Origin of the sequence: Flavobacterium sp. CLA17 (assembly GCF_013112255.2) — a bacterium.
Classification (GTDB): domain Bacteria; phylum Bacteroidota; class Bacteroidia; order Flavobacteriales; family Flavobacteriaceae; genus Flavobacterium; species Flavobacterium circumlabens.
Window position 1 is genome coordinate 4,848,298 of the sequence record NZ_CP068294.1, and the last position, 14,930, is coordinate 4,863,227.

A 14,930-nucleotide genomic window follows, 5' to 3' on the forward strand; every position below is an offset into this window, starting at 1 on the left:
TTGTTCATACTTAAAAAAATAATTCTGCAAATATACATTCCTGTATCTTAAAACCTGACCTATTATGACTAAAAAAAGTACCATTCAAACAGAAAAAGTAAATATTCACATCGTAGAGTGGCTAAAAGATTACGCTACTAAAGCAAAAGTAAACGGATTTGTAATCGGAATTTCGGGCGGAGTTGATTCTGCGGTTACTTCTACCTTATGCGCCCAGACAGGATTACAAGTTTTATGTGTTGAAATGCCAATTCACCAGGCAGAGAATCAGGTTTCAAGAGGAAGAGAGCATATTGAACAATTAAAAAAGCGCTTCCCGAATGTTTCGAATACACAAACTGACCTGACTGCTGTTTTTGAAGCTTTTAAGACCTCTGTACCCAAAACAGATGATCATGCTAAAGTAAGTTTAGCATTAGCGAATACACGTGCTCGTTTGCGAATGACTTCTTTGTATTATTTAGCAGGAATTAACGGCCTTTTAGTTGCCGGAACAGGAAACAAAGTAGAGGATTTTGGTGTAGGATTTTATACCAAATATGGCGACGGCGGAGTCGATTTAAGTCCAATTGCGGACCTAATGAAGTCAGATGTGTATGCTTTGGGGGCATTTTTAGCAATTCCGGAATCAATTTTAACGGCTGCACCCACAGATGGATTATTTGGGGACAACAGAACAGATGAAGACCAATTAGGCGCCAGTTACGATGAACTTGAATGGGCGATGTTGGCCGCGGAGTCAGGAAAGACGCCAGCTGACTTCAACGGGAGAGAAAAATCTGTCTTTGAAATTTATAACCGTTTAAACACCAGCAACAAGCATAAAATGGATGCAATTCCGGTTTGTTTAATACCAAAAACGTTAAAATAAAACTTTTTAACATTTGTGTGTAATTAATTACAGAATTTATTTATTAATTTTACCGTTCCAAAAAACATGAACAATTCTAAAAAGGTAAAATTATGATTAAAGTATGTCTAGCAGACAATCATCCTGTTACGCACTTTGGCGTTAAGTCTTATTTTAAAGACCACGATCAAATTTCAATTGTTGCCAATGTCGGCAATTTTTCAATGGTTAGAGATATTCTTCAGACGAAGGAGATTGATATCCTAATTCTAGACTTAGAGTTAGAAGGTCTTTCGAGCATCTTTGAAGTTAAATCGATCCTAAAAAATTTCCCAAAGACAAAAATTGTGATTTTCAGCGACCTGGCTGAACAAATGTATGCTCCAAATGCTATTAAAGCAGGAGTTTCCGGGTATGTACACAAAACAGAAAAACTTGAAACATTAGGTCTTTCTATTATTAAAGTACATGAAGGAAAAATCATTATCAACGAAACTGTTCGCAAAAACATGGCCCTTATTGCTAAACAAAGCAAAAGCGAACGTCTTTACAGAAAACTTTCGAATCGTGAAATTGAAGTTTTACGTTACCTGAGTGACGGTAAGAAAAACAATGAAATCTCTAAAATCTTAAATCTGAACGAAAAAACGATCAGTACTTACAAACTAAGATTATTGACTAAATTAAATGTTACTAATTTAGTTGACTTAGTTAATAAAGCTAAGACTTTAGAAATTATTTAATGGTATCGCGACATTACTCTTCCTAGTTTTTTTGAAAAAGCATTAACTAACTTCGAGTAATCAACGACCATAGACAAAAGCTCTGTATTATCTGAATTATCAGGTTGTATAGAGCTTTTTAGTTCCTCTATGATTTTATCAACCAAATACCAGCGCATAGACATAATGGTTTCGGTCACATATTGACTGATACCCGCCTGTTTGTCTTTCGCAAAAATATTCTGTCCTTCCCAATTGTGCAGTGACACTTTTTCATCTTCCATTAAAATATCAGTTACTTCCTGAGCAAAATCAGGCTGCAAACGCATTAAATATTGTTCAAGACTGAATTTTTCATTTTGGTGATAGAAAGCCATGATATCCGTAAAAATATCCCGAAACAAATTATTCGAAAGCTCTACTTCATCTTCCTGCAAACTCAGATAAATGCGTTGATGCACTTTATATTCCCTTTTTTCAGAAACCATTTCGATTTCGCCTTCTTCATTGCTTTTTAAAAGTACATCTTCAAATATTTCCGTTTTATCTCCGTAAAGCAAAAGAATCTCAATCACTTTTCGTTCTAAACGGTACAATATATCAACTTTTTCTGTGGTTTGTTCCAGAAATCCCGGCTCTCCCGGATAATCCTCCGGTGGCCCATTTCTTGGATCTTCAGGATCTCCTCCTGAATATCCGGTATTTTTTGATTTTTGGTTTCTGTAAACTTCAAAAGGTTTTTGTTCCTGCTTTTGCTTTTTATTAACTTCTGCAAGATCTTTTTGAATCAACTGAGACAAAGTACTGACCAATACCTGCTCGGAAATATCCATAATTCTAGCACATTCCTGAGTATAAATTTCACGTTGGATACGATCCGGTATTTTAGAAATACTCGTTACCATATCCCTGATCAAATCGGCTTTCTTTATCGGATCGTTTTTAGCATCTTTCATTAAGAGCGAGGCTTTAAACTGGATAAAATCTTTGCTGTTTTCTTCCAGATAAGCCACTAAATCGTCATGCGAATTTTTTCTGGCAAAACTATCCGGATCTTCTCCGTCAGGAAAAGCACAAACCCTTACGTTCATTCCTTCCTCCAGAATCAAATCAATTCCACGGATCGACGCGCGCAATCCGGCAGCATCTCCATCAAAAAGAACAGTGATGTTTTTAGTCAGTCGATTGACCAGCCTGATCTGATCCGGCGTTAAAGCTGTTCCGGATGAAGCCACAACATTTTCTATTCCGGCCTGATGAAACTGAATTACATCTGTATACCCTTCAACCAAATAACAATTGTTCTGTTTTGCTATGGATTGTTTGGCCTGAAAAATTCCGTAAAGTACTTTACTTTTATGGTAAATATCACTTTCCGGCGAGTTTAAGTATTTCGCCGCTTTTTTATCATTTGTTAAAATACGCCCTCCGAAACCCAATACACGTCCGGACATACTTTCTATAGGGAACATCACACGACCTTTAAAACGGTCAAAAGGACGATCTTCTCTGGCAATTGTCAGACCGGTACTTTCCAGGAATTCCAGTTTGTATCCTTTACCCAAAGCTTCTTTGGTCAGGGCATCCCATGTTTCCGGTGAATAACCTAAAGAAAACTTTTTGATGGTTTCATTGGTAAACCCTCTTTCCTTAAAATATGAAAGTCCGATTGCCTTTCCTTCCTCTGAATTTAAAAGTGTTTTATGAAAATATTCTTTTGCAAATTCCGAGACCAGATACATGCTTTCGCGAACATCGGTCATGGCTTTTTCAGCATCGGTTTGTTCTGTTTCTTCAATCTCAATATTGTATTTCCTGGCCAGATAGCGAATGGCTTCCGGATAGGTAAACTGGGAGTGCTCCATTAGGAATTTAACAGAGTTCCCTCCTTTTCCGGTACTAAAATCTTTCCAGATTCCTTTGGCAGGCGACACCATAAACGACGGAGAGCGCTCGTCAGAGAAAGGACTCAATCCCTTGAAATTACTTCCGGCTCGTTTTAAATTGACAAAATCACCAATAACCTCCTCTACACGAGCAGTTTCAAAAACAGTATCAATTGTATTTTGTGAAATCAAAACGTAAAATATTTTTAAAGTTGAGAGCCTGTAAAAGTAAACAAAATCTTCCCTGAAATGTAACGATTTCAAATAAAAAAAAGTGCTTCTCCCGAAGCACTTCTCACTAACTAAACTTACTCATACTTAATTCAAATCAAATCGTAACCCTAGTGAAATATTATTTTCATCGATTAAATTATCCTGAAATAAAGGATTCAAATCATATTTTAAATACAAACTCATTTCTTTATAACCAACGTAGGAACTCAGTCCGTAAATAAAATTATTTACATTATAATCGCCTTTTATAGTGGTTTTATATTTTAAATCTTCCTCTTCAAATTTTAGGATTTGCTTGGATTTTACATTAATTCCCGCGTAACCTCCAATCCCGAAACGGAAACTTTTATGTGTTTTGAAATAGGTCTTTCCATTACTTTCTTTTGGTCTTGTAAAATCAAATTCCAAATGCACCGGCAAAACGATATACACATTTCTAAAACGAGATTCATCCATATTTATCGCGTTCACTTCAAGATTAGTCTGATTTCCGTCTACCACAAAACTGCGGTTATCCGTTGGACGAATATTGTTATACATTACCGAAAGACCGTATTTGGCATGTAACAAATTATCATTTTTCATTAATCTTGAATTATAGGTAAAACCCCATTCGTAAAAATGCGACCCTATAAAACTATACCTGGAATCCTGAAGTTTTCCGTCGATCATTGTATTGTTTAAACCCATTGCAAATACAAACTGCGAGGTGGTTCTTTTTTCACCGTGAATAGAATCTTTGCTTCTTTTCTTACCGCTCCAGTCTTTATCGTTCCAATGAATAATCAGAGTATGTTTGTTGATCGAATCTCCTTCTTTGATTTTGCCATCTACTTTTTGCTGTACCAAATCATTAAGTTCGTTTTGGGCTAAAGTAACTTTTTCTTCAATAATTACGGCTCTTGCTTCAGCCAGTTCTTTTTTGCGTTTATCCGCTTGCTCCTGCGTAATTTTGCCTTCTGACAACTGAACATTTACAGCTTCGATTTCTTCTTTTAATGCTTGTTTTTCTTCTTTGGTGACTTTCTCGATTTTATTGGCAATTTGCTTTGCTCTTGACTCAAAAGTTTCCTGACCCAATACCTTACTTACAAATAAGAAAACAAGGATTACGAGATAAATAGTAAAATTTTTCATGATTGATTGATTTTTTAAAATTGATTGATGATTGATGATATTTTTTAATTGTTTGATCGTTTATGGTTGATTGTTTATTTTTTATTCCTTCTGATTTCTGTTTGCCAGCGCGACTTTTACGGTTTGGTAGTTTTTATTGACTTTGGTAATTACTTTTTCTCTAAACGAAAGTTCCAATTCGCCATCGACCTGATTTAATAAATCGCTGGCGTTGACTTTAATTTTTGTTTTGGGTTTAACCGTATTTTCTGCAACCACAGTTTTTTCTGCAGTGTTTAGCAACTGATCTGCCGTTTCGTTTTTAACTGTTTCAGGTGCCGTAATTTGATTGTTAAGGGATGGTGATTGTTGATTTTTTTGATTGATGACTGAAAACTCCGCTATTGTATTGGTACTATTATTAACTGTTTTATGTGTTTTTTGATTTGAAATTTTTTCTTCTTTTTTTGAATCGCCTGCGTCCTGAGTTGGTTCTTTTTCTGAAACTGCTATTTGGTCTTTATTCGCATCTGTCTCTTTAAAACCTAGTTTAACAACGGAATCTTTTTGACTATTATCTTCAATAACCACTTGATTTTTTTGAAGTTCTACCTTTTTTTCCTGATTAAAAAAGAAAGTCCCTACCATTAAAAACCCCACAATACTGGCGGCGATATACAACCATCTGTTTTTCTTTTTTGGTTTCTTTTCTTCGGCGACACTCAACATGGCATCTAATCGGTCCCAGGCTTTTTCGCTTGGTTCAATCCTGCGCTGATTTAGTTTTTCACGGAAATCCTTTTCAAAATTATTCGGTTCCATTATCTTGTTTTTTTAAAGTATTAATTTGTGTTTGCAGCATTTTTCTGGCGTGCGATAATTGCGATTTCGATGTTCCTTCATTAATTCCTAACATCTTTGCGATCTCATTGTGTTTGTAACCTTCGATCGCATATAAATTGAAAACCATTTTATAGCCATCCGGTAAAGCATCTATTAAAAACTGAATCTGATCTGTCGAAAACTGGCTGTCGATGGCATTAAAACTTTCTTCCGTATAAAGCTCATCTTCGGCAAATTTCACTTTCTTCTGAACTCTTAAATATGATATACATTCGTTAACCATGATTCGGCGGATCCAGCCTTCAAAACTTCCTTTGTTTTCAAATTTGTTTAAATTGGTAAACACTTTCATAAAGGCAGTTATCATTACATCTTCAGCCAACTGAATGTCTTTTATATATTGTCGGCAAACGCTCAGCATTTTTGATGAAAACCGACTATAAATCTGTTGTTGCGCTTGTCGATTATTTTCGACAGCCAACTTTATGATTTCGGTTTCTTCTTGATGTAAACGAATAATTTTCATTAATAAGCGTTCTGGTTTTGTTTTTGGAATAGTCTTCTATTAGCATAGACGAGTGAAGTTGTAAAATGGTTGCATGAAGGGAAAAATATTTAAATTCCAAATCCAATAATTATCGGTAAAACTCCAAATACCAACATTACAGTATTGATAGACAATTAAATACAAATTTTCATAAAATTCAAAAAATGTAATTATTTTTACCGGAATAATACCACTCGGAAACAAAGTTAATCGAAAGTTATCCTTTGAGTTGCAAACCGTATTCTAATTTGGTATTTTTGAATGTAATAAAACTGTAGAAATTACAGCTAAAATCCCATAAAGAAACACTTCAGCATAAAATGAAAAATATTGACATCCGAAAAGTAACCCTAAACGATATTGATCAATTACAGCAAATAGGCAAGCAAACTTTTTCCGAGACTTTTTCAGGAGACAATTCTGAAGAGGACATGAACAAATATTTAGAGGAGCATTTTTCAATAGAAAAGCTGACGGCTGAGCTCAACAACACCGACTCTGAATTTTATTTCGCTGTTCTTGATACTGCTATCATTGGATATTTAAAACTAAACTTCGGAGCATCCCAAACAGAATTGAAGGACAGCAAAGCATTGGAAATCGAAAGAATTTATGTGCCAAAAGAATATCACGGTCAAAGTGTAGGTCAGATTCTTTATGAAAAAGCAATTCAAGTGGCCAAACATAAAAATGTAGATTATGTATGGTTAGGTGTTTGGGAAGAAAATCACAGAGCACTGAGTTTCTATAAGAAAAATGGTTTTACAGAATTTGACAAACACATTTTCAGATTAGGAAATGATGAACAGACGGATATCATGATGAAGTTGCAATTGAAACCGTAAATTACTTTAAAGCAAAAGGAATAGGATTTCTGAATAAAAACCTGACCTTATTTCTTTCGCTCAATAACATAATTCACCATCAAAATCAAAGCGTCTTTGTATTCAGAATCTTCAAAGTTCTGGAGTAATGCAAGTGCTTCCTGCTGGAATTCGACCATTTTGTTTTCGGCGTAAGCCAAACCATTATTATCCTTTACAAAAGCAATCACTTCTTTGACGCGTTTTTTGTCTTTATTGTGGTTTTTGATGGAGTTAATCAGCCACTTTTTTTCCTGAGGTGTGCAGGTGTTTAAAACGTGAATTAAAGGCAAAGTCATTTTTTGTTCCTTAATATCAATTCCGGTTGGTTTTCCGATGGCTTCTTCGCTATAATCGAATAAGTCATCTTTAATTTGAAAAGCCATTCCGATAAGCTCTCCAAACTTGCGCATGTTCTCGACCTGAATATCGTCTTCAATTACCGATTTTGCACCAAGTGCACAGCAAGCTGCAATAAGTGTTGCGGTTTTTTTTCGGATAATTTCGTAATAAATAGCTTCGGTAATGTCCAGTCTTCTGGCTTTTTCGATTTGAAGTAATTCTCCTTCACTCATTTCGCGAACGGCAACAGAAATAATTCGAAGCAAATCAAAATCGCCATTATCAATAGAAAGCAGCAGTCCTTTTGAAAGCAGGTAATCTCCAACCAAAACCGCAATTTTGTTTTTCCAAAGTGCATTGATCGAGAAAAATCCGCGACGGCGGTTACTATCGTCCACAACATCATCGTGTACTAAAGTTGCTGTATGAATCAGCTCAATTACGGATGCTCCGCGATAGGTTCTTTCGTTTACAACACCTCCTGAAACCATCTTGGAGGTTAAAAAAACAAACATCGGACGCATTTGTTTTCCTTTCCTGTTTACAATATAATAGGTAATACGGTTTAGCAGTGCGACCTTTGAAGTCATCGATTCGTGGAACTTTTTTTCAAAAAGTTCCATCTCGTTAAAGATGGGCTGTTTTATTTGAGAAGTAATATTCATTTCGATTTCAAATATACTATTTTAAATAAAAAAACGTTGTCTATTTTAGGTTAGTATACTAACAATTTACAGAATAATTAAGAAAACAGACCAAAAGCATTCCTGATTTAATACCAAAACTGACTTCTACTTTTATTACGGAAACAAACAGAGCTGAACAATAATAATCCTTTTTTGCCCAAAAAAGCATTAAGAACAAGAATAACTCTCGTTTTTAATGCTTTTTATTTATTTTGAAATTAGAAAACTTATCCTTCCTTATTCGCCAGTTGTCCGCAGGCAGCATCAATATCTTTTCCGCGGCTTCTGCGTACTTTACAAACTACTCCAATATTATCTAAGGCTTTTATATACGCCAGAATAGATTCTTCTGAAGCCTGTTGAAATTCACCGTCATCAATTGGGTTGTATTCGATTAAATTGACCTTACAAGGCACATATTTACAAAATTTAACCAGGGCATCAATGGAAGCTTTATCGTCATTGATTCCTTTCCAGACCACATACTCGTAGGAGATTTTGTTTTTGGTTTTTCTATACCAGTATTCTAATGCTTCCCGTAAATCCGCTAAAGGGAAATTTTTACTGAAAGGCATGATCCGGGCACGAATCTCATCAATCGCAGAGTGTAAAGAAACTGCTAATTTGAATTTCACATCGTCGTCGGCCATTTTTTTAATCATCTTCGGAATTCCGGATGTTGACACCATGATTCGTTTTGGTGACATTCCCAAACCTTCCGGCGAGGTAATCATATCGATGGCTTTGATAACATTATTATAATTCATCAGAGGCTCACCCATTCCCATAAAAACAATATTGGAAAGCGGATGATTGTAATACAGACGGCTTTCCTTATCTATTGCCAGAACCTGATCGTAGATTTCTCCCGGTTCCAGATTTCGCATTCTTTTTAATCTTGCGGTCGCACAGAAATTACAATCCAGACTACAGCCCACCTGGCTTGAAACACAGGCTGTTGTTCTGGTTTCGGTAGGAATCAAAACAGACTCTACCACCAGACCGTCATGTAAACGAACGGCATTTTTTACGGTTCCGTCACTGCTGCGCTGCATGGTATCTACCTTAATATGGTTGATTACAAAATTATCCTCCAACATGGCCCTGGTAGGTTTCGCTACATTGGTCATATCATCAAAACTGTGTGCTCCTTTACTCCATAACCATTCATAGACCTGGTTACCACGGAAAGCTTTGTCGTTATTGGCGACAAAAAAATCCCGTAATTGATCTTTTGATAAAGCTCGTATGTCTTTTTTCTCGATTTGCATGGTGCAAAGTTAATCACTTTTGTTATTTTTTCCTTATTTTATAACCATTCTTATTGAATATCAAAAATGCGAAACTTATTTTCCTGAAAATTTCCATCGTTCTACTGAAACCAAAACCTGTCAACACTTACTTCTTTTTTTACGAATTGTTTCTTTTTTCATGTTTCAAAAAGAAACACTGCGCCAAAACCACTTCTTTGTTTTTTTAGTATAAGTTTTTAATAAAATACTAACCATTAGCTAAATTTTTGAATAATTAAAACAAATCTCTGTACTAAGGTGCAGAGACTTATTTTTTATAACCCAAGCTGCTTAAGAGAGAAAACGTTGTAGTTATTAATTAAATATTTTAATAAAATTTTAACAATGATTTTTATCATAAAACCAACCGTATTATGGGCAGATCTTTGAATCGAGTTAAGATAGAAACCTTAGTACTAAATGAAATCGATCCCTTTTTAACTTATACTTTTTTAAACAAAAACATGACAAAATGAAAACTAAAAAAATCAAATTATTCGCATTTATAGTGACATTCTTAGGAATTACGTCATTTGTATCGGCACAGCGATCGTATACATTAGATGCTAAATCCGCTTTTTCCGTATCCGGAACTTCAACATTACATGATTGGGAAATGAAGTCGGGTTCCGGAACAGGAGCGGCAGGTTTTACAATTGCCAATTCAAAATTAACGGATATTGAATCGCTCTCTATCACCCTCCTGGCTGAAAGCATTAAAAGCGAGAAAAAAAGCATGGATAAAGTGGCTTATAAAACTTTGAAAACAGATAAAAACAAAAACATTAAATATGTTTTGAAATCTGCAGAAAAAGTAAACGAAAACACTTGGGAATTAACCGGAACGTATACTATTGCCGGGATAAGTAAAGATCTTAAAACAACTGTAAAAACAACTATTATCAAAGGAGGATTAAACCTGCAGGGATCTAATAAAATCACTTTTGGGGATTTTGGAATGAAATCACCAACTGCAATGCTTGGAACCATTAAAACGGGACAAGATTTAACCTTAAAATTTAATTTGAACTTTAATTTATAAACGCCATGAAAAAAAATTATATCCTGTTTATAGCATTCGTAAGCACATTTACTATTAGTGCACAAGTTAATTTTGGACATATCCAAAATCAAATTCCCAGAAATCAGAAAGGCATTAATCAATTTGACGTTAAAAAAGACACCATTGCTTACAAAGGAATTAGTGTTGATATGGGAGCGGCTTTTGCACTTCAGTTTCAGGCTTTAAATTCGTTTAACGATCAGAAGAATTTGGCTTCTGCGCCAAATTACAGATTAAACAATCTGGAAAACAATTTTAATTTACCAAATGCCAACTTCACGATTGGTGCCCAACTATATGATGGTGTTCGCGTTAACTTAGATGTGTATCTGGCTTCAAGACATCATAATGAAACCTGGGTTAAAGGAGGTTATTTGCAAATTGATAAACTGGACTTCATTAAAAAAGATTTTCTGGCTGATTTTATGCAATATACAACGATCAAGATTGGTCAGATGGAAAATAACTATGGTGATGCTCACTTTAGAAGATCTGACAACGGAAATGCAATTATGAATCCATTCGTAGGGAATAACATCATGGATGCCTTTAGTACAGAAATGGGAGCCGAAGTTTATTATAACAGAGGTGGATTTGTGAGTATGATTGGAGTTACGAACTCTAAACTAAATCAAAATGTTCAGGAAATTGTTCCGGCAGCTGCAACGCCTGCAAAACCGGATTCCAACACCACTATCAGCCCTTCTATTCTGGCAAAATTAGGCTGGGACAAACAAGTTAATGAGGATTTAAGAATCAGACTAACAGGATCTTATTATCACACGGCTAATTCCAGCGGAAATTTATATTCTTCCGACAGAGCAGGAAGTCGTTTTTATGGTGTAATGAGCCATTCTGAATATGCTATCATAGATCCTGCTACAGGAACTACAGTTAATACTGTTGCAAACAACTTTGATCCTACAGCAAACAAGGACACAGGAAGATTTAATCCCGGATACGGAAACTGGGCAACGTCATACATGGTAAACCCTTTTATCAAATATAAAGGTCTTGAGTTTTTTGGAACTTTGGAGTTTACCTCCGGCGGTGATTTTAAAGGAACTGATGCTACCCGTAAAATAAATCAATATGTAGGGGAATTAGTGTATCGTTTTGGAGAAAATGAAAGATTTTATGTGGGCGGTAAATACAACTTAGTCGACGGAAAACTTTCGAACACAAACGCTCAGTCTATTCAAATAAACAGATTTGAAGGCGCAGCGGGCTGGTTTATGACTAAAAATATTCTGGCAAAATTAGAGTATGTAGATCAAAACTATAAAAACTTCTCTCAGTTTAACGGAGCCACTCCAAACGATCTTTTTGGCGGCAGCTTTAAAGGACTTATGTTCGAAGCAGTAATTTCATTCTGATAAAATGTTCAAAAAGTCTCTATTTTTACTTATGGGTTTAGCAACTTTCTTTTTCTTAGGAAGTGCTAAACCCACTTTTTTCGCAGACGATGCAACTTTGGTAATAAATAAAATTAAAATAGAAATTACCGGACTATCAACTGTGGGCCATTACAATTGCTCCAATACTTTTACTACAAAAGATACCATTTTCTTAAATTCAAATAAAAAAAACATTTTTAATACCGCTATCAAAATGGCTAATTTTGATTGTCGCAATAAAATAATGACCAAAGATTTACAAGGTACCGTTAAGGCAACAGAATTTCCTAATAGCACCGTTTCTATCACAGATATAAAACAATGTGGCAAGAATTACAAATGCAGTCTAAGCTTTTTTATTACGGATAAAACACTAAAATACAAAGACTTTCCCTTATACACTACTAACGACAGAATTCAGGGAACACTAAATCTCAAATTTTCTGATATTGGACTAAAAGCTCCGGTAAAGATGGCTGGCTTAATAAAAGTGAAAGACGATATCGTAATCAATTTTTATCTGTACAAGGACTAGAATCTCAAAAAGCATCATATCTATGCTATTCTCTTTCTCCTTCAAAAAAAAAATTACTTCAACTTTACAAAACTTAAAACTTTGGCACGAGAATTGTCTTTCTGTCGACAGAAAGATAATCTTACAAAGAGCTCAATCATTTTAAAATTTGTACTTTTATTTTTTCAGCTTTATAACCTTTATATTTTATCAACTTTAAAAATTTAATTAATCATGAAAAAACAAATTTTAAGCTTAGCTCTTGTTGCTCTATTGGGATTCACTGCACAATCGTGCGGAGATAAAAAAGAAACCAAACCTGAAGAAGAATTAACCCTTGGCAACAAAGTAGATACATTGACAAATGATATCGAACAAGTAAAAGACAGCGCTGTAATCAAAGCAGAAAATGCTGCAGCTAAAGCTAAAGAAGCTTCACAAAATGCTGTACAGGACGTAAAAGATGCCACTAAAAAAGGGGCTGATAAAGTCGAAGCAGCTGCAAAGGCAGCTAAGGACGGAACTGTAAAAACAGCTAAAGATGTAAATGAAGCTTTGAAAAAATAATTTTTTTAGAATTCAAAATTAAAACCATTCGTACCAACGAATGGTTTTTTTATGCAAAAAAGTTACCCGATATTTTTTGTATTTTTGTGCTTTAAATTTAGAAGATCATCCCATGCATTTTATATCACAGGAATTAGAAGATTACATCGAACAGCATTCTGAAAACGAACCGGAATTATTGGCGAAATTAAATAAGGAAACGTATCAAAAAATACTTTTGCCGAGAATGTTGAGCGGGCATTTTCAAGGTCGTGTTTTAAGTATGTTATCCAAACTGATTCGCCCTGTAAACATCCTTGAAATTGGAACCTACACAGGTTATGCCGCTTTGTGTCTGTGTGAAGGAATGCAGGAAAACGGGCAACTGCACACTATTGACATTAAAGAAGAATTAGTTGATTTTCAACGAAAGTACTTTGATGCATCTCCCTGGGGAAATCAAATTTTTCAGCATTTAGGAGAAGCAGTCGATATCATTCCGGGGCTGGAGGTAAAATTTGATTTGGTTTTTATCGATGCTGACAAAGAAAACTACCTCAACTATTGGGAACTGATTGTTCCGAAAATGAATAAGGGCGGAATTATTCTGTCTGATAATGTTTTATGGAGCGGTAAAATCCTGGAACCGGTACATCCTAATGATGTGAGTACAAAAGTGCTTCTGGAGTACAATTTACTTCTTAAGAATGATCCGAGAGTTGAAACGGTTTTATTGCCGATTCGTGATGGTTTGACAGTGAGTAGAGTTTTGTAACATTCAGTTTGTATCTCATTCGAAGAACGAGAAATTACATCTAGTGTTCGACAACAGTGCGTTCTCTAGTTATGTGATTTCTCGTTCCTCGAAATGACAAATCTTACTTAAATTGTTCTTTAAAAAACCTTAGAATCTTAGCAACTTAGAACCTTCGAATCTTTTTCAAAAACTATCCCGGAAAATATTGTGGTTTTAATTTTTTATAAACTAAATAAAGTAAAAAACCGAAAAGTGCCCCAAAGAAATAACCCGTAAGAATATCTCCCGGATAATGTAGTCCCAGGTAAATACGGCTGTAAGCGAAAATTAAGGGCCACAAGAACAGGAATCCCAAATATTTAAAATGGCGTTTTAAAACTAAGTACAAAAAAGTGGCGACAGCCATTGTATTGGCAGCGTGACCTGAGAAAAAACTAAAGGATGTCCTAACCTGAACAATTCTTATAAACGATTTGATTTCAGGATTGTTACAGGGACGCAGACGCTCAAAAGTATGTTTAAACAAGTTGGTGGTCTGGTCTGTAAAAGCAATTAGAATGGCAATAAAAAGTAATAAATACAAGGTTTGTTTTCCTCCAATTTTTTTATAAATAAGAAAAAACAGGAATAAAAAAAACGGCGTCCAATACAATTGATTTGTAATGATCAGCCATAATTTATCGTAATTTTCAGAACCTAAACCATTAAGATACACAAAGAGTCTGGTATCTAATTCTTGTATTTTTTCGAGCATTATCCTTGGCGTTTTACAGGTCCGGAAATAGAGTCAATGTCTTCTTTTACTTTATTGATTTCTGTAGCAGTATCACCCAATAAATTACTTGATAAATTAGTAGTATCACCCAGCAAATTCGTTTTTGCATCGTTAATCTGGGCATTGATATTTCCGGTGATATCGGTCAAAGATTTCGCATCAAGACCATTAGCCTCAGCTCCTTTCTGAATTTCGCTTTTAATATCGTTGGTTGCATTTTTTAACTGCGCCATCGCCTTACCCATTGTACGGGCAATTTCCGGCACTTTTTCTGAACCAAAAAGCATTAATACTATAAACAATATAAAAACTAGTTCTCCTCCTCCTATACCAAACATATCTTTTATTTTTTATTGTGCCACAAAGATATTAAATTTTGTAGCCGAGAGTTTTAAAATTTACTTAAAAAGAAGCTCTAAGTACTATTATTTTAACCGCAAAGTTCACAAAGAACCGGAAAAACAGACAGAGGGAATTTCTACCTCAATACCTTACCA

General features: G+C 35.0%; 16 protein-coding genes. 8 read left to right on the plus strand and 8 right to left on the minus strand.

The window, feature by feature from the left end; all coding sequences use genetic code 11:
* The first annotated feature begins 64 nt into the window (after positions 1–64).
* Both nadE and HAV12_RS19930 read left to right on the plus strand, forming a co-directional pair.
* Positions 65–871, plus strand: a complete 807-nt coding sequence (gene nadE / locus HAV12_RS19925; protein ID WP_171571158.1) for an NAD(+) synthase — start codon at positions 65–67, stop codon at positions 869–871.
* 92 nt (positions 872–963) lie between these two features.
* Positions 964–1,593 (plus strand): response regulator transcription factor, encoded by a 630-nt coding sequence (locus HAV12_RS19930; protein WP_026730588.1) that lies wholly within the window; start codon positions 964–966, stop codon positions 1,591–1,593.
* Here the strand turns inward: HAV12_RS19930 and dnaG are convergent.
* From dnaG to HAV12_RS19950, 4 genes are all read right to left on the minus strand, one after another.
* Positions 1,590–3,650, minus strand: a complete 2,061-nt coding sequence (dnaG, locus tag HAV12_RS19935) for a DNA primase (RefSeq protein ID WP_171571159.1) — start codon at positions 3,648–3,650, stop codon at positions 1,590–1,592. The genes HAV12_RS19930 and dnaG overlap by 4 nt on opposite strands.
* 126 nt (positions 3,651–3,776) lie before the next feature.
* Positions 3,777–4,829 (minus strand): hypothetical protein, encoded by a 1,053-nt coding sequence (locus tag HAV12_RS19940; RefSeq protein WP_171571160.1) that lies wholly within the window; start codon positions 4,827–4,829, stop codon positions 3,777–3,779.
* A gap of 81 nt (positions 4,830–4,910) precedes the next feature.
* Positions 4,911–5,630, minus strand: a complete 720-nt coding sequence (locus HAV12_RS19945) for a hypothetical protein (RefSeq protein WP_171571161.1) — start codon at positions 5,628–5,630, stop codon at positions 4,911–4,913.
* Positions 5,617–6,177 carry an RNA polymerase sigma factor gene (locus HAV12_RS19950; protein ID WP_171571162.1) on the minus strand — a complete coding sequence of 187 codons (561 nt, stop codon included), beginning with the start codon at positions 6,175–6,177 and terminating at the stop codon, positions 5,617–5,619. Before HAV12_RS19950 ends, HAV12_RS19945 begins: the two co-directional genes overlap by 14 nt.
* A gap of 341 nt (positions 6,178–6,518) precedes the next feature.
* Between HAV12_RS19950 and HAV12_RS19955 the strand changes: the two genes are divergently transcribed.
* Positions 6,519–7,043, plus strand: coding sequence for a GNAT family N-acetyltransferase (locus HAV12_RS19955; protein WP_171571163.1), 525 nt, complete (start codon positions 6,519–6,521; stop codon positions 7,041–7,043).
* A gap of 47 nt (positions 7,044–7,090) precedes the next feature.
* Here the strand turns inward: HAV12_RS19955 and HAV12_RS19960 are convergent, their stop codons facing one another.
* Positions 7,091–8,068, minus strand: coding sequence for a polyprenyl synthetase family protein (locus HAV12_RS19960; RefSeq protein ID WP_171571164.1), 978 nt, complete (start codon positions 8,066–8,068; stop codon positions 7,091–7,093).
* A 248-nt stretch (positions 8,069–8,316) separates the two neighbouring features.
* On the minus strand, positions 8,317–9,360 hold the full coding sequence (gene rlmN / locus HAV12_RS19965) for a 23S rRNA (adenine(2503)-C(2))-methyltransferase RlmN (RefSeq protein WP_132037718.1): 1,044 nt from the start codon (positions 9,358–9,360) through the stop codon (positions 8,317–8,319).
* Between the two features lie 493 nt (positions 9,361–9,853).
* On the opposite strand from rlmN, the gene HAV12_RS19970 reads away from it, so the two are divergent.
* From HAV12_RS19970 to HAV12_RS19990, 5 genes are all read left to right on the plus strand, one after another.
* Complete coding sequence (locus HAV12_RS19970) at positions 9,854–10,423, plus strand: YceI family protein (RefSeq protein ID WP_171571165.1); 570 nt, start codon at positions 9,854–9,856, stop codon at positions 10,421–10,423.
* 5 nt (positions 10,424–10,428) lie between these two features.
* On the plus strand, positions 10,429–11,820 hold the full coding sequence (locus tag HAV12_RS19975; RefSeq protein WP_171571166.1) for a hypothetical protein: 1,392 nt from the start codon (positions 10,429–10,431) through the stop codon (positions 11,818–11,820).
* A 31-nt stretch (positions 11,821–11,851) separates the two neighbouring features.
* The gene (locus HAV12_RS19980) at positions 11,852–12,376 is read left to right on the plus strand and encodes a hypothetical protein (protein ID WP_240345198.1); all 525 of its coding nucleotides are present in this window, start codon (positions 11,852–11,854) and stop codon (positions 12,374–12,376) included.
* A gap of 213 nt (positions 12,377–12,589) precedes the next feature.
* Positions 12,590–12,922 carry a hypothetical protein gene (locus HAV12_RS19985; protein ID WP_171571168.1) on the plus strand — a complete coding sequence of 111 codons (333 nt, stop codon included), beginning with the start codon at positions 12,590–12,592 and terminating at the stop codon, positions 12,920–12,922.
* A gap of 112 nt (positions 12,923–13,034) precedes the next feature.
* Entirely contained in the window at positions 13,035–13,676 is a 642-nt protein-coding gene (locus tag HAV12_RS19990; RefSeq protein ID WP_171571169.1) for an O-methyltransferase, read from the plus strand.
* Positions 13,677–13,848: 172 nt separating this feature from the next.
* Here the strand turns inward: HAV12_RS19990 and HAV12_RS19995 are convergent, their stop codons facing one another.
* A complete protein-coding gene (locus tag HAV12_RS19995) occupies positions 13,849–14,412 on the minus strand; it encodes a phosphatase PAP2 family protein (RefSeq protein ID WP_171571170.1) in 564 nt (187 codons plus the stop codon).
* Positions 14,412–14,771, minus strand: a complete 360-nt coding sequence (locus tag HAV12_RS20000; protein ID WP_171571171.1) for a twin-arginine translocase TatA/TatE family subunit — start codon at positions 14,769–14,771, stop codon at positions 14,412–14,414. Before HAV12_RS20000 ends, HAV12_RS19995 begins: the two co-directional genes overlap by 1 nt.
* Positions 14,772–14,930: the final 159 nt, after the last annotated feature.

Coding starts and splice junctions, on each gene's coding strand:
- HAV12_RS19985 (WP_171571168.1), top strand. CDS start 12,590: ATGAAAAAACAAATTTTAAGCTTAGCTCTTGTTGCTCTATTGGGATTC.
- HAV12_RS19990 (WP_171571169.1), top strand. CDS start 13,035: ATGCATTTTATATCACAGGAATTAGAAGATTACATCGAACAGCATTCT.
- HAV12_RS19980 (WP_240345198.1), top strand. CDS start 11,852: ATGGGTTTAGCAACTTTCTTTTTCTTAGGAAGTGCTAAACCCACTTTT.
- HAV12_RS19995 (WP_171571170.1), bottom strand. CDS start 14,412: ATGCTCGAAAAAATACAAGAATTAGATACCAGACTCTTTGTGTATCTT.
- HAV12_RS19945 (WP_171571161.1), bottom strand. CDS start 5,630: ATGGAACCGAATAATTTTGAAAAGGATTTCCGTGAAAAACTAAATCAG.
- rlmN (WP_132037718.1), bottom strand. CDS start 9,360: ATGCAAATCGAGAAAAAAGACATACGAGCTTTATCAAAAGATCAATTA.
- HAV12_RS19970 (WP_171571165.1), top strand. CDS start 9,854: ATGAAAACTAAAAAAATCAAATTATTCGCATTTATAGTGACATTCTTA.
- HAV12_RS19950 (WP_171571162.1), bottom strand. CDS start 6,177: ATGAAAATTATTCGTTTACATCAAGAAGAAACCGAAATCATAAAGTTG.
- HAV12_RS19940 (WP_171571160.1), bottom strand. CDS start 4,829: ATGAAAAATTTTACTATTTATCTCGTAATCCTTGTTTTCTTATTTGTA.
- HAV12_RS19930 (WP_026730588.1), top strand. CDS start 964: ATGATTAAAGTATGTCTAGCAGACAATCATCCTGTTACGCACTTTGGC.
- HAV12_RS19975 (WP_171571166.1), top strand. CDS start 10,429: ATGAAAAAAAATTATATCCTGTTTATAGCATTCGTAAGCACATTTACT.
- HAV12_RS20000 (WP_171571171.1), bottom strand. CDS start 14,771: ATGTTTGGTATAGGAGGAGGAGAACTAGTTTTTATATTGTTTATAGTA.
- nadE (WP_171571158.1), top strand. CDS start 65: ATGACTAAAAAAAGTACCATTCAAACAGAAAAAGTAAATATTCACATC.
- HAV12_RS19960 (WP_171571164.1), bottom strand. CDS start 8,068: ATGAATATTACTTCTCAAATAAAACAGCCCATCTTTAACGAGATGGAA.
- HAV12_RS19955 (WP_171571163.1), top strand. CDS start 6,519: ATGAAAAATATTGACATCCGAAAAGTAACCCTAAACGATATTGATCAA.